Source organism: Streptomyces sp. NPDC005151, assembly GCF_053599875.1.
This window is the reverse complement of the sequence record NZ_JBSFYR010000135.1, coordinates 1-14,409: the sequence shown is the minus strand read 5'-3', so window position 1 is coordinate 14,409 and position 14,409 is coordinate 1. Positions and strand designations below refer to the sequence as shown.

Here is a 14,409-nt window from a genome sequence, read left to right as displayed (position 1 = left end):
CGGCCCGTTCACGGACTTCCTTCGGGTATGGCTTCGACATAACGATCCCGATCCTTCCAAGAGATCGAGCCTCGGTCAAACCCGGAACGATTCAAAGTACGGCTTCCAATAGGTCGACGTCGCCTCCATCACCACCCGGGTGACGCCCTGGCAGATCAGGTGGTCAGCCAGGTCCAGAATCGCGCCGCTGGTCGCGACGGTGTTGAAGACCCGCTGCACGCGCTTACCGGGCTTGTCCTCATGTGGCACCCGCACACAGACCATGCCCGACGCCTTGGCGATATCGATCGCCGCGACACGGGCCACGAGCTCCTCGGCCTGCTCGATCTCCTCGACGCCACCGCTGTCGCCGGTGTCCGCCATGCGCAACTCCCTGGTATTGATCCGTACGGGCCGACGCCTGCCCAAGGGGCCGCAGGGGGAGCGAGAATCTGACCGGCGTGCTCGATGGCAACAGTGCGTGGCCCCTCTGCGGCCCCGGCACCAGACTGACCTACGGGCTCAACGTCCCAACGAGCTACCGGCATCGGCGGGCAGGCGCCGCAGCCATGTTTTCACGCCGGCAAGGCGCACCCGAAGGGATCAGGGGGACTGACCTGCGGAAATACGGAAGTCCGGCTGGAGTACTAGGGCGTTTCGGCAACGCAGCGAGCGTGCGTGCCAGGCGTGCGCGCCGGGCGCCCATTTTGTGAGCTCCTCTTAGCCGGGTCGTACGAGGAGGGTCCGCGGGCCGCGGGTGAGCAGTCCGGTACTGGACGGACGGAACCCGTCCGCCCAGCGGAGCCGGGGCATGGCGTCGAGCAGGGCGCGTACCCCCTGTTCGGCCTCCAGCCGCCCGAGCAGGACGGCCGGACAGGACTCCGGTCCTGCGGCGGACCGGCTCTGGTCGGTCCGGAAGGGGTCGAAGAGATCGGGGGCGGCGTACCGCTCGGGGTCGCGACCCGCCGCGCCGGTCAGACAGGCGACGGGCGCCCCGGCGGGGAGCGTGCCGCCACTGACCCGCACCTCGGCGACGGTGCGGCGCAGCACGACCTGCACGGGCGGGTCGCGGCGCAGCGACTCGGTCCAGGCGCGGTGGGCGAGGGCAGGTTCGATACGCAGGGCGGCCAGGAGGTCGGGGGCGTCCAGCAGATTGGCGAGGAAGGAGGCGAGCGCCGTCTCACGGAGGCCGGTCCGGCTGATGCAGGGGGTGATGGGGTGACCGGGCGGCTGCGCCGGGTCCGGGGAGGCGCCGGGGGCGGCGGCGCCCACGGGCAGCCAGCGGCAGAACTCCTCGACAAGATCGGCCTGTTGCCGCCCCGCGATGCGGCGCGCGAGGACGTATGCGGTCCGGTCGACGCGTTCGGAGAGGTGGCGGGGCACGGTCGCCGCCGGCCGCGCGATGTCCTGCGGCCGGGGCAGGCAGAGCCTGCTGCCGTGGCAGAGCCCGCGCGGCGCGGGGCCGCCGCGGGGCTCGCCGTCGTGCGGGAAGCCGGTGAACCGTGGGTCGGTGAGGGCGGTCGACACATCGGCGTGCCTGCTGAGCAGCCAGGCGCCGAGGGGGGCGTCGTAGCTGAGCGGGTACTCCTCGCGCAGCACGCGGTAGAGCCGGTACGGATCATGCGTGGCGCCGGGCGCGAGCAGGCTGGGGCCGGTGCCGGGCCGGGCGGTCCTGTCGGGCCGGCCGGGACGCGCGGTCCGGGCGGCGCGGTGACCGAGGTCCGAGGCGGGCGGCGGTATGCCGTCGGGCGCGTCGGCCTGCATCCTTGCCCCCCGGGGTCGGTGCGCCGCTGTGTGGCGCGGATGAACCAAGGGGACCACGGCGGAGCGCTCGGCGCAGTGGAGGTACGGCCGTTCGGGTGAGGGGGGCCGTAGCGCGCAGCAGCTCAGGCCTTTCCCACCCTCGTCGGACGCGGCCTCGACCAACAGGCATGATCCACGCCCCGGCTCAGGCCGGACGCCCGGGAAGCCCCGGCGCCCCGGGCGGCTTGAGTGCGGGCGCGGACAGCCGGAAGGTGATCCGGCCGAAGCTCACCTGGTCCCCGTCGCGCACCGACACCGCACCGGTCACCCGCTGCCCGTTCACACACGTGCCGTTGGTCGAGCCGAGGTCGCGCAGGATCCAGCGGCCGCCCTGCACGGTGAGTTCGGCATGCTTGCGCGAAACGGTCTCATGGGTGAGCCGCAGCCCGTTCGCCGGATCGCGGCCGATGAACACGGGGTACGGGCTCGGGGCGGGCAGCAGCAGTTTCGGCAGCCGCTCGGCCTGCCAGGCCCTGCGTAGCCGGGCCGGGAACCCGGACACCTCGCCGACCACCCTGAACAGCCCCTGCGTCCAGCGGCCTTCGCTCCGCAGGTCGGCGGTGAGTGCCGCCAGCTCCTCCGGGCGGCGGGCGGCCAGGGCCAGTTCCATGCGCCGTACGAACGTGTCGTGGGAGAGCCTGCCGTGCGCGGCGCCTTCTCTGAGCACACCGAGAACACGGTCGCGCTGAGCATCGGACACCCGCGCGGGATACGTGTGGAACTCGAAGGGCGACGTCACAGGATCAATTGTCGGGGCGACCGCCCCGGAGTGTCCAGAAGAACCCCGCTTGCCGCCCGCCTGACCGGCGCGGAACGGACCGGCCGAATATCCGCGGTGGTGTCCGGGGAACGTTGCTACTGTCTGCCGCCGCGTGCCGTGCGGTGCTCACCGCACGGCGGGACGCGCCCCAAGGAGACTCTGTGACCGCTGTACCCCCGGCCCTGACCGTCCGTCCGCTCACCGGGCCGGACGAACTGGGCCTCTTCTGCCGTCTGTCGTACGTCCTCGACCACGAACTGGCCGACGACCTCACGACGGGCCGCCGCCGCCCCGAGTGGATGTGGGTGGCGCTGCGCGGAGACCGCGTGGTCGCCCGCGTCGCCTGGTGGAGCCAGGGCGGCGACATACCCCTCGCGCTCGACTTCTTCGACCTCGACGACACACTGCCCGAGCCCGAGCGCACCGAGACGGGTCTGCGCCTGCTGCGGGCGGCAGCGGCGGCCGTCCTGCCCGCCGGTGTCCCGCGTCCCGAGTACGGTCGTTTCGTACCGCCGGACTGGCGCGAGGACCCGGTGGTCCGCGATCTCGTCGAGGCACGGATCCGGGTGATGGAGCGCACCGGTGCGCGGATGCTCGTCGAGCGGCTGCGCCTGGAGTGGCGGGCCGGTACACCGGTGCCCGCCGACAGCGGCCGGCTGCGGTTCCGCCCGGTGACCGGGCGCGAGGACCTCCTCGCGCTGATGACTCCGGTGCTGGAGGGCACGCTCGACGCGCACGGCCAGGAGGACCTGGCGTCCGGACTGTCCGCCCGCGAGGCGGCGGAGAAGCATTACGACGAGGAGCTCGGCGCGTACAGCACCCCGCGCGAGTGGTGGCGCATCGCCGAACTCCCCGGCGGCGAGCCGGTCGGGTTCGTGATCCCGGCCCGCAACAACTACAACCCGATCATCGCGTACATCGGCGTGCTGCCCGCGCAGCGCGGTCACGGCTACATCGACGACCTGCTCGCCGAGGGCACCCTGGTGCTCGCCGCGCAGGACGGGGTGGAGCGGATACGGGCGGCGACGGACCTCGGCAATGTGCCGATGGCGAAGTCGTTCGCGCGCCTGGGGTACGTCAATTTCGAGCGCGCGTTCAACATGATCTGGGACTGAGAGCTGTCCCGTCATCCGTGATGGATCGGCGCGCGGCGCCGGATGCGGAGCATCGCGGGGCGGAGAGGTGTCCTCGTGCTGGATGTCTTCGGGCGTTCCGACAAGGCGGACATGAGCGAATCCGGTGGACGGTCCACCGCAGGGCCGGTTACGGTGGCCATCCGCCCGAAGACCGAGGAAGGAGGCGAGAACAGTGCGTACGTGTACCACTTCATTCCCGCGCTCCCGTCCCGTTCGCCGGGCGGTTTCGGTTTCGGTTTGACCGGGAGCGCATCGCTTCTTCCGGAGGACTCTTCCATGACCGATCTGGTCATCCGCGCGCTCACCGAGAGCGACGCACAGCTTTTCCGCACCCTGCCCGACCGCGGTCTCGTCGGCCGCGCCGCCTTCGGGCACAGCTACGCCACCGTGCGCGAGGGTGGTGAGTACCGCCCCGAGTGGACCTGGATCGCCGAGCGCGACGGTGTCGTGGTGGCCAGGGCCGCTTGGTGGTCGGGGCCCGAGGACACCGTACCCGTGTTGCTCAACTGGTTCGACTTCGCCGACGGCGAGGACGAGGCGGGCACCGAACTGCTGCGCCAGTCACCGCTGTACGCCGAGTACGAGCTGATCCTGCCCGCCGGCTGGCGGAATCGGCCCGACGTCGCGGCCGCCGCCGAGGCCAGGATCGCCGCCGCCCGCGCGGCCGGGATGAAGCCGCTGGTCGAGCGGTACCGGTACGAGTGGACGCCGGAGTGCGGGCTGCCCGAGCGGCCCGGCCGGCTCACCTTCCGGCCGGAGCCGGACGACGCTGTGATCCTCGACGTGCTGCGCCGGGTCCACTCCGTCACGCTGGACGCGCACGCCCTCCGGGCCATCGAGGGACCCGGCGGACTGGAGCAGGCGGCGCAGGAGGAGCTCGACTTCTTCCACTGGTGCCCCTCGCCGCGCTCCTGGTGGCAGCTGGCGTACACGCCCGAGGGCGAGGTGGCCGGACTCCATGTGCCCGCCCGTAACCCGGGCGGGCCGTGCATCGGCTTCATCGGGGTCGTAGCCGAGCAGCGGGGCCACGGCTACGGGTACGACCTGCTCGTCGAGTGCACGCACTTCCTGGCCGCCGAGGGCGCCGAGTTCATCGCGGGCGCCACCGATCAGGGCAATGCGCCGATGGCAGCCGCGTTCGCCCGGGCGGGCCATCCGGTCAGTCAGGAACGCATCCATCTCGTGTGAGGTTCGGGGTGAGCTCCGCCAGCCAGTCCAGGCGGAGCTGCTGCTCGGCGGGGATGGTCGCATCCTCGCCGCGCGGCCCCACATTGAGCAGCAGATTGCCGCCCGCGGCCGCGGTCTCCGTGACCAGTGAGGTCAGCGCGGGGCGGCTGAGAAAGGCGTCGGGTGACGAGTTCCGGTTGTAGCCGAAGCTGTGGTCGATGCCCCGGGTGATCTCGTACGGGTCCGGGCCGGTGTAGCGGGCGAACTCGGGGGTGCGGAAGTCGTAGTACGGGGGCTTGCGCGGCACGAACCCCTCGCCCTGCGCGATCGTGCGGCGCTCCCACCGGTCGTACAGGGCCTTGGCGCCCGGCAGGCGGAGGGCGCGCCACATCGGCGCGTAGGGGAACAGCCGGTCGTTGACAACGCCGTGCGGGACGGTGAAGCGGAAGTACTCGATGAGCCGCTGGACGTCGGTGCGCGAGCCGGGCCAGGCGATGTCGTTCCACAGGATGTCCGGCCGGTAGCGGCGTATCAGTTCGCGCATCTGGGCGTCGGCGTACGCGGGGTAGTCGCCGCGCGGCACGGCGGAGACGGTGTCCGCGCCGGTGCCGATGGGCCGGTCGTCGAAGGTCCAGTCGAGCCCGCCGGAGTAGTAGACCCCGAAGCGCAGCCCTTCGGCGCGGACTGCTTCGGCGAACTCGCCGACCACGTCGCGGGTGGTGTGCCAGCCGGTGCGGTGCGGGTTGCGGACCTCGGAGGGCCAGAGGCAGAACCCGTCGTGGTGCTTGGTGACGAGGACGGCGTAGCGGGCTCCGGCGGCGCGGAAGCTGCGGGCCCAAGCCGCCGGGTCCCAGCCGTCCAGGCCGTCGTTGAAGTCGTTGCCGAAGTCGGTGTACGGCCGGGTGCCGTAAGTCGCCCGGTGGTGGGCGGAGACGGGGCTGCCGGGGAAGCGGAGCGCGTTCTCGTACCACTCGGCGTACGAGGTCCAGCCGAGCGGCGTCCGGCGGCCGGCGAGGGGCAGCTCGTCGGCGGGAACGTACGGCGGGGCCCAGCCCGGTACGGACGCGGGCGTCCAGTGCACAAAGATCCCCAGCTGGGCCTGGGACCACCATGAAGCAACCATGGCGCGAAGTATTGATCATTGAGGGGGTCGTTCGTAAGCCTTGATCCGTCCCGGCTGGGCGGCGAAGGCGTCCCAGCCGGAGGGGCCCTTGCCGTCGGTGTCGGCTGCTCCTTCGGTCTGGAAGGCGGAGGCGGAGGCTCCCCAGAGGAATCCCGGCGGGAACGTCGGCACGGTCATCTCGGCCTCCAGCAGCCGTACGAATGAGCAGAACCTGGCAGGGCAATGATCAGAGCCAGACCTTAATCGCCAGTAACGGGCTCGATCCAGTGTCGTGGGCCGGTGATCCCGACTTCTGCCGACCATGGGGCCGGAACGAGGAGACGAGGAGTGACGCATGCTGTTCGAGGTATGGGCACCGGAGGCGGATTCGGTCGGTCTGCGGCTGGCGGGTGAGCTGCGGGCGATGGAGCGCGACCCGGCACGGACGGGCTGGTGGACGGCCGAGGCGGAGGCCGCGGACGGAGACCGGTACGGCTTCGTCCTCGACGACGGCCCCGTGCGGCCCGATCCGCGCTCGCGCCGCCAGCCGGACGGCCCGGACGGCGAGAGCGCCGTCGTCGATCAGGAGGCGTACGCCTGGCGCACCGAGTGGGCGGGCAGGGGTCTGCCGGGCGCCGTCCTGTACGAGCTGCACGTCGGCACGTACACCGAGGAGGGCACCTTCGACGCGGCCGCGGCGCGGCTGCCGCACCTCGCCGAGCTGGGCGTCACCCATGTGTCGCTGATGCCCGTCTGCCCGTTCCCCGGCGCACACGGGTGGGGTTACGAAGGGGTGTCGCTGTGGGCCGTGCACGAACCGTACGGCGGCCCCGACGGGCTGAAGCGCTTTGTCGACACGGCGCACGGGCTCGGTCTTGCGGTGGTCCTCGACGTGGTCCACAACCACCTGGGACCGTCCGGCAACCACCTGCCCGCCTTCGGCCCGTACTTCACCGAGACCCGCCACACGCCGTGGGGCGCCGCGGTCAACCTCGACGCCGCGGGATCGGACGAGGTCCGCGCGTATCTGCTGGGCAGCGCGCTCGGCTGGCTGCGCGACTACCGGGTCGACGGACTGCGGCTCGACGCGGTCCACGCCCTCGCCGACACCCGGGCGCTGACCTTCCTGGAGGAGCTGTCCGCGGCGGTCGACGCGCTCGCCGCGGAGCTCGGCCGTCCGCTGCCGCTGATCGCCGAGTCGGACCTCTGCGACCCGCGTACGACAACGCCGCGCACGGCGGGCGGCATCGGGCTGCACGCCCAGTGGAACGACGACTTCCACCACGCCCTGCACACGGCGCTGACCGGCGAGTCCCAGGGCTACTACGCCGATTTCGCCGCCGCCCCGCTGACCGCCCTCGCCAAGACCGTGACGAGCGCCTTCTTCCACAACGGCACCTACTCCAGCTTTCGCGGCCGCACCCACGGCCGCCCCGTCGACATCGCCCGCGCCGCGGCCACCCGCTTCGTCGGCTATGCGCAGACCCATGACCAGATCGGTAACCGAGCACTCGGCGACCGGCTCTCCGCCTCCCTCTCCCCCGGGCTGCTGGCCTGCGCGGCGGCGCTCGTGCTGACCGGCCCGTTCACCCCGATGCTGTTCATGGGCGAGGAGTGGGGCGCCCGTACCCCCTGGCAGTTCTTCACCGACCACACCGACCCGGCGCTCGCGGAAGCGGTACGCACCGGCAGGCGTCGGGAGTTCGCGGCGCACGGCTGGGCGGCGGACGACATCCCGGACCCGCAGGACCCGGCCACTCGCGACCGCTCCTGTCTGGACTGGACCGAACCGGAACGCGAACCGCATGCCCGCCTTCACGCCTGGTACCGCGAACTGATCGCGCTGCGCCGCACCCTGCCCGATCTGTCGGATCCGGATCTGGCCGCGGTGAAGACTGCCCATGACGAGCAGGCGCGCTGGCTGGCCTATCGCAGGGGCGATCTGCGGATCGCGGTCAACCTCGACGAGAAGCCGGCCACGATCCCGCTCGGCGGTGGACGGAACCGGAACAGCGGGGGCAGGGTACTGGCTGCCTGGGAGCCGGTGGAGACGCCGGGCGCGGACGGGCTGCTGCATCTTCCGCCGGAGTCGTGCGTGGTACTCGCCGACGACTGACGCGGCGCGGCACAGGACACGGAACGGGACGCGTGGGCCGTCGAGGCCTCTTGTCTTCGTGTGCGCTTCACCTCGTATGGTCGGTGCCATGAAGCAGCGATTTCTCGGCAGGAGCGGACTCCAGGTCAGCGAACTGTGCCTGGGCGCCATGACGTTCACCAGGGCGGGCGACGAAGCGGCCGCCCACCGCGTTCTCGACACGTTCACCGAGGCGGGCGGCACCTTCATCGACACCGCGGACATGTACGACCGCGGCGGCTCGGAGGAGGTGCTCGGCCGCCCAGGTCGCGCTGCGCTGGCTGCTCGGACGGCCGGGGGTCACCGCCCCGATCATCGGGGCCCGTACCGTCGAGCAGCTGACCGACAATCTCGGCGCCGTGGGCTGGGAACTGACGGCCGACCAGGTGGCGCGGCTCGACGCGGCGAGCGCGCGCCCGCTGCCGTATCCGTACGCGACCCTGGAGCGCCTCAGCAACCGCGGCCGCTCGTGAGCTACTCGACGACTGCCAGCTCACGCGCGGTGGTGTTCAGCCGCCGCCCGCCGTCGTCGGTGACAGTCACGATGTCCTCGATGCGCACGCCGAACCGGCCCGGCAGATAGATCCCGGGCTCCACGGAGAAGCACATCCCGGGCACCAGCAGCTGCTCCTCGCCCTCGATCATGTACGGGGGTTCATGGGTGGTGACGCCGATGCCGTGGCCGGTGCGGTGGATGAAGCGCTCGCCGTAACCGAATTCGGTGATGACGGCACGGGCCGCCCGGTCGATCTCCTGGCAGGCGATGCCGGGCCGGACGGCGCGGCAGCCGGCCTCCTGCGCCTCCCGCACGATGTCGTGCACCCGCTGCTCCTCGGCGGTGGGTTCGCCGACATGGACCGTGCGGGAGGTGTCGGAGCCGTAGCCGTGCTTGAGGCCGCCGAAGTCGAGCACCACCATGTCGCCGCGCTCGATGGTGCGGTCGCCCGCCTCGTGGTGCGGATTGGCGCCGTTCGGGCCGGAGCCGACAACGGTGAAGTCGACCTGCGAGTGTCCGAACTCCTTGAGCAGTGCGGCGAGATCGGCAGCGACGTCGGTCTCCTTGCGGCCGGAGAAGCGGACCTTCAGGATCTCCTCGTACGTGGCGTCGGCGGCGGCCCCCGCCGCGGCGAGCCGTTCCAGCTCGGCCGCGTCCTTGACCGCCCGCAGCATCGGCAGGGCCTCGGTGAGGGAGACGTACGAGGTGCCGGGGAGGAACTGCTGCAGCCCGAGCAGATGCATCGCCCAGGCGTTGTCGCTGATCCCGAAACGGCCGTCCGCGTCGAGCAGCGGGGCGGCCACGGCGTACGGGTCCTTGCCGTCGGTCCAGTCGCGCAGGGTCAGGGCCGGGGAGCCGACGGCCTCCTCGGCGTCCGGTGCCTCCAGAGTGGGGACGACGAGCACCGGGTCCTCGCCCACCTTGAGGACGAGGAGGGTGAGGCGTTCGGTGTTCACGGGGTGGTAGCCGGTGAGGTGGACGAGGTCCGGGCCCGGTGCGACGAGGACGCCTGCGAGCCCGGCTTCGGCGGCGGACTCGGCGGCCCGCTCCATCCTCGCCCGGTAGTCGTCGGCGGTGAACGGCACGGGCTGGTTCTCGCTGGACATGCGGACCTCCTGGCGATGCGATAGGGAATACAGCATCCTGCCCGGCGGCGGGGACAGGCGCGAGTGCGGGTCAGACGGCGGGTCGCAGCCGTACGACGAGGTCGGCGCGGTCCCGGCCACGGTCGACGAGCTGGGCGGCGAGGGTGGACTTCCCGGCTCCGGGCGGCCCCGCGATGCCGAGTATGCGGCGATGGCCGGGGGCGGCGCGCCGGCGGGCGCGGGCCGACAGTTCGCCGACGTCACTCGTGTGCATGCGGTGCATGGTCCCGGCATGGGCGGCACCCTCGGTAGTGTTACGTATAACTCAGCCGTATGACCCAGCTCCGCACCCCCGAGGAACCGCCATGTCCCACATCGCCCTGGTCACTCTGGTCGTCCGCGACTACGACGAGGCCCTCTCCTTCTACACGGACGCCCTCGGCTTCGAACTCGTCGAGGACACCGACCGCGGGGACGGATCCCGCTGGGTCGTCGTCCGCCCGCGCGGCGCCACGGCGGGTACGGGGCTGCTGCTGGCCCGCGCCAAGGACGAGGGCCAGAGGGCCTCCGTCGGCGCGCAGACCGGCGGCCGGGTCGGCTTCTTCCTGCACACCGAGGACTTCGCGGCCGACCACGCACGGATGCTGGCGGCCGGGGTGCGCTTCCTGGAGGAGCCGCGCCACGAAACGTACGGCTCGGTCGTGGTCTTCGAGGACCTGTACGGCAACCGCTGGGACCTGCTCCAGCCCGCGTGAACCGCGGGTTTCCCGCCTCGCGGGAGCGTTGTCAGTGGCCGCTGTTACGTTCAGTGACATGACCGACCGTGCCTTCCCGCTGTTGCGGAACAACCGTGAGCCGGCCGAACTGGCCGCGTTCCCCTTCGACTTCGACTTCGACCTCGGTCGAAGTCGATCAAGCTCTGCGATGATCACCGTGTGGGGCGAGGGGATCTGACGAGCACGCAGTGGGCCAGGCTGGAACCGTTGTTGCCATTGGGAAAGAAGCCGGGACGACCTCCGGTCTGGTCCAAGCAGCAGCTGATTGACGGCATACGCTGGCGGACGCGGACGGGCGCGCCCTGGCGGGACGTACCGCTCAGATACGGCGAGTGGGAGACCGTCTACGGGTTGTTCCGCCGCTGGCAGCGCGATGGGACCTGGAAGCGGATCCTCACCCAGCTCCAAGCTCAGGCCGACGTCGACAGACTGATCACCTGGGATGTCAGCGTCGACTCCACCATCGCTCGCGCTCACCAGCACGCGGCCGGTGCCCGCAAAAAGAGGATCTCCAACTGGAGCCACCCGGCGGAGTCGACACCGAGCCAGCCGACCACGGACTCGGACGCTCCCGGGGCGGGCTGACGACCAAGGTCCACCTCGCGGTCGAGCAGGGGCAGAAGCCCTTGTCCTGGTCTCGCTGCGGGACGCGCTGCGCCGGCGGGAGACCTGGGTGGTGGGCGCGAACCGGTGGCGCAACCCGGAGGACGACCTGCCCGCCGACTTCGAGGACAACCCGGGACGTGCACTACGCCGCCCTGGGCCAGCCGCAGGACACCGGCGAGTTCATCACCGTCCAGCAAGACAGGCTCCGCACGTCACTGGACCGCTTCGAGCAGGCCCTCGCGGAGGGCATCACGGGCGGGGTCGCGATTGTCAAGAAGCACGGCGAGCCGTGGATCAGCGTCTCCCCGCGCGGCAAGCAGGAGAAGCCGGAGAGCCTGGTCGCCATCAAGGGCGAGATCGAACGGCGCTGGTGCACCTTCTCTGAACTATGCGAGGCGGCCGAATCCACAGCTGCCGGGGGCGTCTTGGCCTCTTCTGTGCGGACGGCGATTTGGCCGAACGTCGGCATGCCGAGGCTGACGACGGTGGACCGACGCGCCGCTTCGCTGCCGAGCTGAACCAGCTTGTCCTCGGCGCCGGCGAGGCTGACATGCAGACCGTCGACTTCGCCCAGCCAGCCCTCCTGCTCGGCCTCGGCGATCCGCGCGATGAGGTTGTCCCGGATCTCGACGAGCCGTTCCCGCTGTTCCGGCTCGGGCCGCAGCATCGAGCACCGGACGGAGGCTTCTCTGAACTAGCCATAGCCCCGGCAACGGGAGGGAAGATCGTGATTCTCTCGGCTCGCCTCAGCGCCAGGAACTACTGTCGCGAGCATGGTCGAACACGATGCCCTCAGAACCACCCGCGAGGCCTACGACGCTGCTGCCTCCAACTATGCGCAGCTGTTCCGCGACGAGCTGCGCGAAGAGCCCCTGGACCGCGCGATCTTGAGTGCCTTCGCTGAGATCGTAAGTGCGAGTGTGGATGGTCAGGTCGCGGACCTGGGGTGTGGACCTGGCCATATCACGGCTTATCTGGACGAGTTGGGGCTGGTGGCGTTTGGTGTTGATGCCTCTCCTGCGATGATCAAGTTGGCTCGACAGGCCTATCCGGGCCTGCGGTTCGACGTGGGCTCGATGGCCGCGTTGAACATCGCTGACGGCGTGCTGGGCGGCGTACTCTCACGTTGGTCCATCATCCACACTCCGCCGCAAGAACTCCCCGTCATCTTGGCGGAGTTCCACCGCGTGCTGGCACCTGGCGGCCACCTTCTGGTCGGCTTTTGGGCCAGCGATGATCCGTCTCACCCGACGCAGGTCTTCGATCACACAGTCGCGCCGGCCTATCGGTGGTCGCCTGATCACCTCGCGGCGATGCTGCGCAAGTCCGGATTGACCGAGGTAGCCCGGATGGTTCGCGAGCCTCAGCCCACCGACCGACGGCAGTTCCAGGGGATTCACCTGCTCGCCCACAGAGCCTAGGTGGGGGCTGTCTGGCCGAACGCATGACCGCATCCAACTGCCGGACGGGGAGCCGTCAGGTTGCAGGCGTCGACTCATGATCAGGGCTCACCGCCCGTTCGAGCGCCGATTTGGTCGAACGAGGGGACTCCGAAGAACACCTTCGATGGGCAGCGGCTCCGGCTCGGTCTGCTCGGCAGTCAGGATCACATACCAGCGGTGTCCTTCACGCTTGATGCTGATCGTCTTGACCTTGCCGGTCACTGACCGGTGCTGGTGCACCTTGACGTGCCCGACCCCCTGCAGGCGCACGCGGGTCACAGGGCCGTTGGGGATGGAGTCCCAGCGGCAGCCGCCACCGTCCTTGGGGAAGTCCACCGTGTCAAACCGGGCCGCTCCACGAAAGCGCGGGTATCCGGGCTTGTCTCCGGCCTTGATGCGTCGATGTGCCGCGGCTGGTAGGGCAGGGCGTCCATGCTGATGGCGCTCTCGTGGACATAAAGGAGGTCGGCGAGCTCCCACGCGGATATGCCCGCGTTGTGCAGGCGGCGGCGCAGTTCGTCGCCCCAGCCGCGCGGCTGGTGGCGTGGGGATTGGGGGAAGCGGTCGGTCACCGGTCGGGGCCCTCCTCGGAGAGGATCACCACGTCCATGCGGCGGGCCATCATCCAGTCGAGCAGGGGCGTGGGGCCGCCGCTGATTCCCGCGGCGGCCGCGCACTCAAGTACGATCCGCGATCGCTGAGACAGGAGCTGCGTCGTCGTACGACGACGCACCCAGCCCTCCAATACAGCCCGCTGGGCATCAGTCACCGACAACGGCGGAATCTTCGGATCAGGACGACTCATATCGAACTAACGCCGAACCTCAGACTCAGGTCATTAGGACCTATGTTCCCGACCAGGCCCTGGCGGGCCAGGCGCGAACCTGTAGGCTCCGCGCCCGTGGACGACATACGGCAGACAACCATCACCTTCAGCGGAATCCTGACGCGGGAGGAGTTCGACGAGGCCCTCGCAGCGACCGGGTGGTTCCGACGCCTGCGGTGGCTCATTGTCGTGGCCGCGGCCCTGATGGCGGCGCTGAGCCTGAGGCCCTCCGCTCACGGCGGCCCGATCAACGCTGGCCTGCTGACGCTCGCTCTGGTCTACGGTGTGCTCGGCCTGTTCCTGCCCCCGCTGCTCGCCGGCCGCATGTTCCGTGCCGAACAGGCCACGGGGGAGAAGCAGGCCGTCGTCGACGACGCCGGCTTCGTCGTCTCCCGCGGCTCCGAGGAGCTCATGCGGGTGCCGTGGCGCACCATGTACCGCTACTACGAGACGGAGCGGGTCTACGTGGTGACCGGCCGCCTCGGCTGGAAGGCCGGCCTGTTGATCGTGCCCAAGCGGCTGCTCACCAGGACCAGCGAGACCGAGCTGATGGGCGTTCTGCTGGAGGCCCCGTTCCGCCGCTCCAAGAGCATGCGGGCACAAGGCCGTTAGCCTCTCCTCGCCAGGGCCGGGTTGCTGAGATCCGCATAAGGAGATAGGAAGTTGGCCGGGTGCCCTTCGGCTTGCCGCAGGTGACGACCGCGATGAGATCCTCATGATTCTCTCGCCGCTGTGAGTCATGGCTGACGGGGCGCCAACACGGACACCTGCGGCGCGTGGTCGCCGACGCTCCCGACCTGGCCGACCACCACCTGAGCGGAAAAGCGCCACACGACAGATCTGCCTCGCCCGGACCGCCGAGGGCCGGACCGCCGTAGGACTGGGTGGCCGCCCTGACGACAACCCTGCGCCGCCAGTGACGCCTACTCTGCGCCCGACAGATTCGGCGCCTGGTCGGTCGGATCGTGGAGGAGCTGGCGGGCGAGGGTCGCGTACTTCACTGGGGGCGTCGATAAATTAATGGAGTGTGTCGCGTCAGCCCGTCGTTGATGTTGCGTGCATGACGTAGGTGGCGAGTTCGCTGGGGTCGACGAGTC

At 70.4% G+C, this 14,409-nt stretch carries 15 protein-coding genes and 6 pseudogenes; 11 read left to right on the top strand and 10 right to left on the bottom strand.

Annotation, left to right across the window (positions count from 1 at the left end; genetic code table 11):
• Nucleotides 1-75: 75 nt before the first annotated feature.
• From ACWD6R_RS37175 to ACWD6R_RS37165, 3 genes are all read right to left on the bottom strand, one after another.
• Nucleotides 76-363, bottom strand: a complete 288-nt coding sequence (locus ACWD6R_RS37175) for a hypothetical protein (RefSeq protein ID WP_451822787.1) — start codon at nt 361-363, stop codon at nt 76-78.
• Between the two features lie 336 nt (nt 364-699).
• Nucleotides 700-1,743, bottom strand: a complete 1,044-nt coding sequence (locus tag ACWD6R_RS37170) for a cytochrome P450 (protein ID WP_451822786.1) — start codon at nt 1,741-1,743, stop codon at nt 700-702.
• Nucleotides 1,744-1,927: 184 nt separating this feature from the next.
• Entirely contained in the window at nt 1,928-2,521 is a 594-nt protein-coding gene (locus ACWD6R_RS37165) for a DUF1707 and FHA domain-containing protein (protein ID WP_451822785.1), read from the bottom strand.
• Between the two features lie 182 nt (nt 2,522-2,703).
• Between ACWD6R_RS37165 and ACWD6R_RS37160 the strand changes: the two genes are divergently transcribed.
• Both ACWD6R_RS37160 and ACWD6R_RS37155 read left to right on the top strand, forming a co-directional pair.
• A complete protein-coding gene (locus ACWD6R_RS37160; protein ID WP_451822784.1) occupies nt 2,704-3,657 on the top strand; it encodes a GNAT family N-acetyltransferase in 954 nt (317 codons plus the stop codon).
• 297 nt (nt 3,658-3,954) lie between these two features.
• Nucleotides 3,955-4,866, top strand: coding sequence for a GNAT family N-acetyltransferase (locus tag ACWD6R_RS37155; RefSeq protein ID WP_451822783.1), 912 nt, complete (start codon nt 3,955-3,957; stop codon nt 4,864-4,866).
• On the opposite strand, the gene ACWD6R_RS37150 is transcribed toward ACWD6R_RS37155, so the two are convergent.
• Both ACWD6R_RS37150 and ACWD6R_RS37145 read right to left on the bottom strand, forming a co-directional pair.
• Entirely contained in the window at nt 4,838-5,968 is a 1,131-nt protein-coding gene (locus tag ACWD6R_RS37150; RefSeq protein ID WP_451822782.1) for an alpha-L-fucosidase, read from the bottom strand. The genes ACWD6R_RS37155 and ACWD6R_RS37150 overlap by 29 nt on opposite strands.
• A 39-nt stretch (nt 5,969-6,007) precedes the next feature.
• A pseudogene (locus tag ACWD6R_RS37145) lies at nt 6,008-6,145 on the bottom strand (family 1 glycosylhydrolase); the annotation flags it as partial.
• Between the two features lie 157 nt (nt 6,146-6,302).
• Here ACWD6R_RS37145 and treZ point away from each other — a divergent pair.
• From treZ to ACWD6R_RS37130, 3 genes and pseudogenes are all read left to right on the top strand, one after another.
• Complete coding sequence (treZ, locus tag ACWD6R_RS37140) at nt 6,303-8,063, top strand: malto-oligosyltrehalose trehalohydrolase (protein ID WP_451822781.1); 1,761 nt, start codon at nt 6,303-6,305, stop codon at nt 8,061-8,063.
• Between the two features lie 76 nt (nt 8,064-8,139).
• Nucleotides 8,140-8,283 (top strand): annotated as a pseudogene (locus ACWD6R_RS37135) (aldo/keto reductase); the annotation flags it as partial.
• A 70-nt stretch (nt 8,284-8,353) separates the two neighbouring features.
• A pseudogene (locus tag ACWD6R_RS37130) lies at nt 8,354-8,428 on the top strand (hypothetical protein); the annotation flags it as partial.
• A gap of 127 nt (nt 8,429-8,555) precedes the next feature.
• Here the strand turns inward: ACWD6R_RS37130 and ACWD6R_RS37125 are convergent.
• Both ACWD6R_RS37125 and ACWD6R_RS37120 read right to left on the bottom strand, forming a co-directional pair.
• On the bottom strand, nt 8,556-9,683 hold the full coding sequence (locus ACWD6R_RS37125) for a M24 family metallopeptidase (RefSeq protein ID WP_451822780.1): 1,128 nt from the start codon (nt 9,681-9,683) through the stop codon (nt 8,556-8,558).
• A gap of 94 nt (nt 9,684-9,777) precedes the next feature.
• A pseudogene (locus ACWD6R_RS37120) lies at nt 9,778-9,936 on the bottom strand (nucleoside/nucleotide kinase family protein); the annotation flags it as partial.
• Nucleotides 9,937-10,027: 91 nt separating this feature from the next.
• Here ACWD6R_RS37120 and ACWD6R_RS37115 point away from each other — a divergent pair.
• Genes ACWD6R_RS37115 through ACWD6R_RS37105 form a run of 3 tightly spaced genes read left to right on the top strand, consistent with a single transcriptional unit; the run spans nt 10,028 to nt 11,023 of the window.
• A complete protein-coding gene (locus ACWD6R_RS37115) occupies nt 10,028-10,417 on the top strand; it encodes a VOC family protein (RefSeq protein WP_451822779.1) in 390 nt (129 codons plus the stop codon).
• A 58-nt stretch (nt 10,418-10,475) separates the two neighbouring features.
• A complete protein-coding gene (locus ACWD6R_RS37110; RefSeq protein WP_451822778.1) occupies nt 10,476-10,616 on the top strand; it encodes a hypothetical protein in 141 nt (46 codons plus the stop codon).
• Nucleotides 10,617-10,645: 29 nt separating this feature from the next.
• Nucleotides 10,646-11,023 (top strand): transposase, encoded by a 378-nt coding sequence (locus ACWD6R_RS37105; protein WP_451822777.1) that lies wholly within the window; start codon nt 10,646-10,648, stop codon nt 11,021-11,023.
• Between the two features lie 163 nt (nt 11,024-11,186).
• Here ACWD6R_RS37105 and ACWD6R_RS37100 read toward each other — a convergent pair whose 3' ends face one another.
• Entirely contained in the window at nt 11,187-11,711 is a 525-nt protein-coding gene (locus tag ACWD6R_RS37100; RefSeq protein WP_451822776.1) for a hypothetical protein, read from the bottom strand.
• Between the two features lie 106 nt (nt 11,712-11,817).
• Here ACWD6R_RS37100 and ACWD6R_RS37095 point away from each other — a divergent pair, with 106 nt between their 5' ends.
• Nucleotides 11,818-12,465, top strand: a complete 648-nt coding sequence (locus tag ACWD6R_RS37095; protein ID WP_451822775.1) for a class I SAM-dependent methyltransferase — start codon at nt 11,818-11,820, stop codon at nt 12,463-12,465.
• 138 nt (nt 12,466-12,603) lie between these two features.
• Here ACWD6R_RS37095 and ACWD6R_RS37090 read toward each other — a convergent pair.
• Together ACWD6R_RS37090 and ACWD6R_RS37085 are read right to left on the bottom strand one after the other, a co-directional pair.
• A pseudogene (locus tag ACWD6R_RS37090) lies at nt 12,604-12,882 on the bottom strand (RNA-guided endonuclease TnpB family protein); the annotation flags it as partial.
• A gap of 172 nt (nt 12,883-13,054) precedes the next feature.
• The gene (locus ACWD6R_RS37085) at nt 13,055-13,261 is read right to left on the bottom strand and encodes a hypothetical protein (RefSeq protein ID WP_451822774.1); all 207 of its coding nucleotides are present in this window, start codon (nt 13,259-13,261) and stop codon (nt 13,055-13,057) included.
• Between the two features lie 126 nt (nt 13,262-13,387).
• Between ACWD6R_RS37085 and ACWD6R_RS37080 the strand changes: the two genes are divergently transcribed.
• Nucleotides 13,388-13,924 carry a YcxB family protein gene (locus tag ACWD6R_RS37080; RefSeq protein WP_451822773.1) on the top strand — a complete coding sequence of 179 codons (537 nt, stop codon included), beginning with the start codon at nt 13,388-13,390 and terminating at the stop codon, nt 13,922-13,924.
• A 37-nt stretch (nt 13,925-13,961) separates the two neighbouring features.
• Nucleotides 13,962-14,048, top strand: a pseudogene (locus ACWD6R_RS37075) (GNAT family N-acetyltransferase); the annotation flags it as partial.
• Nucleotides 14,049-14,409 lie beyond the last annotated feature (361 nt).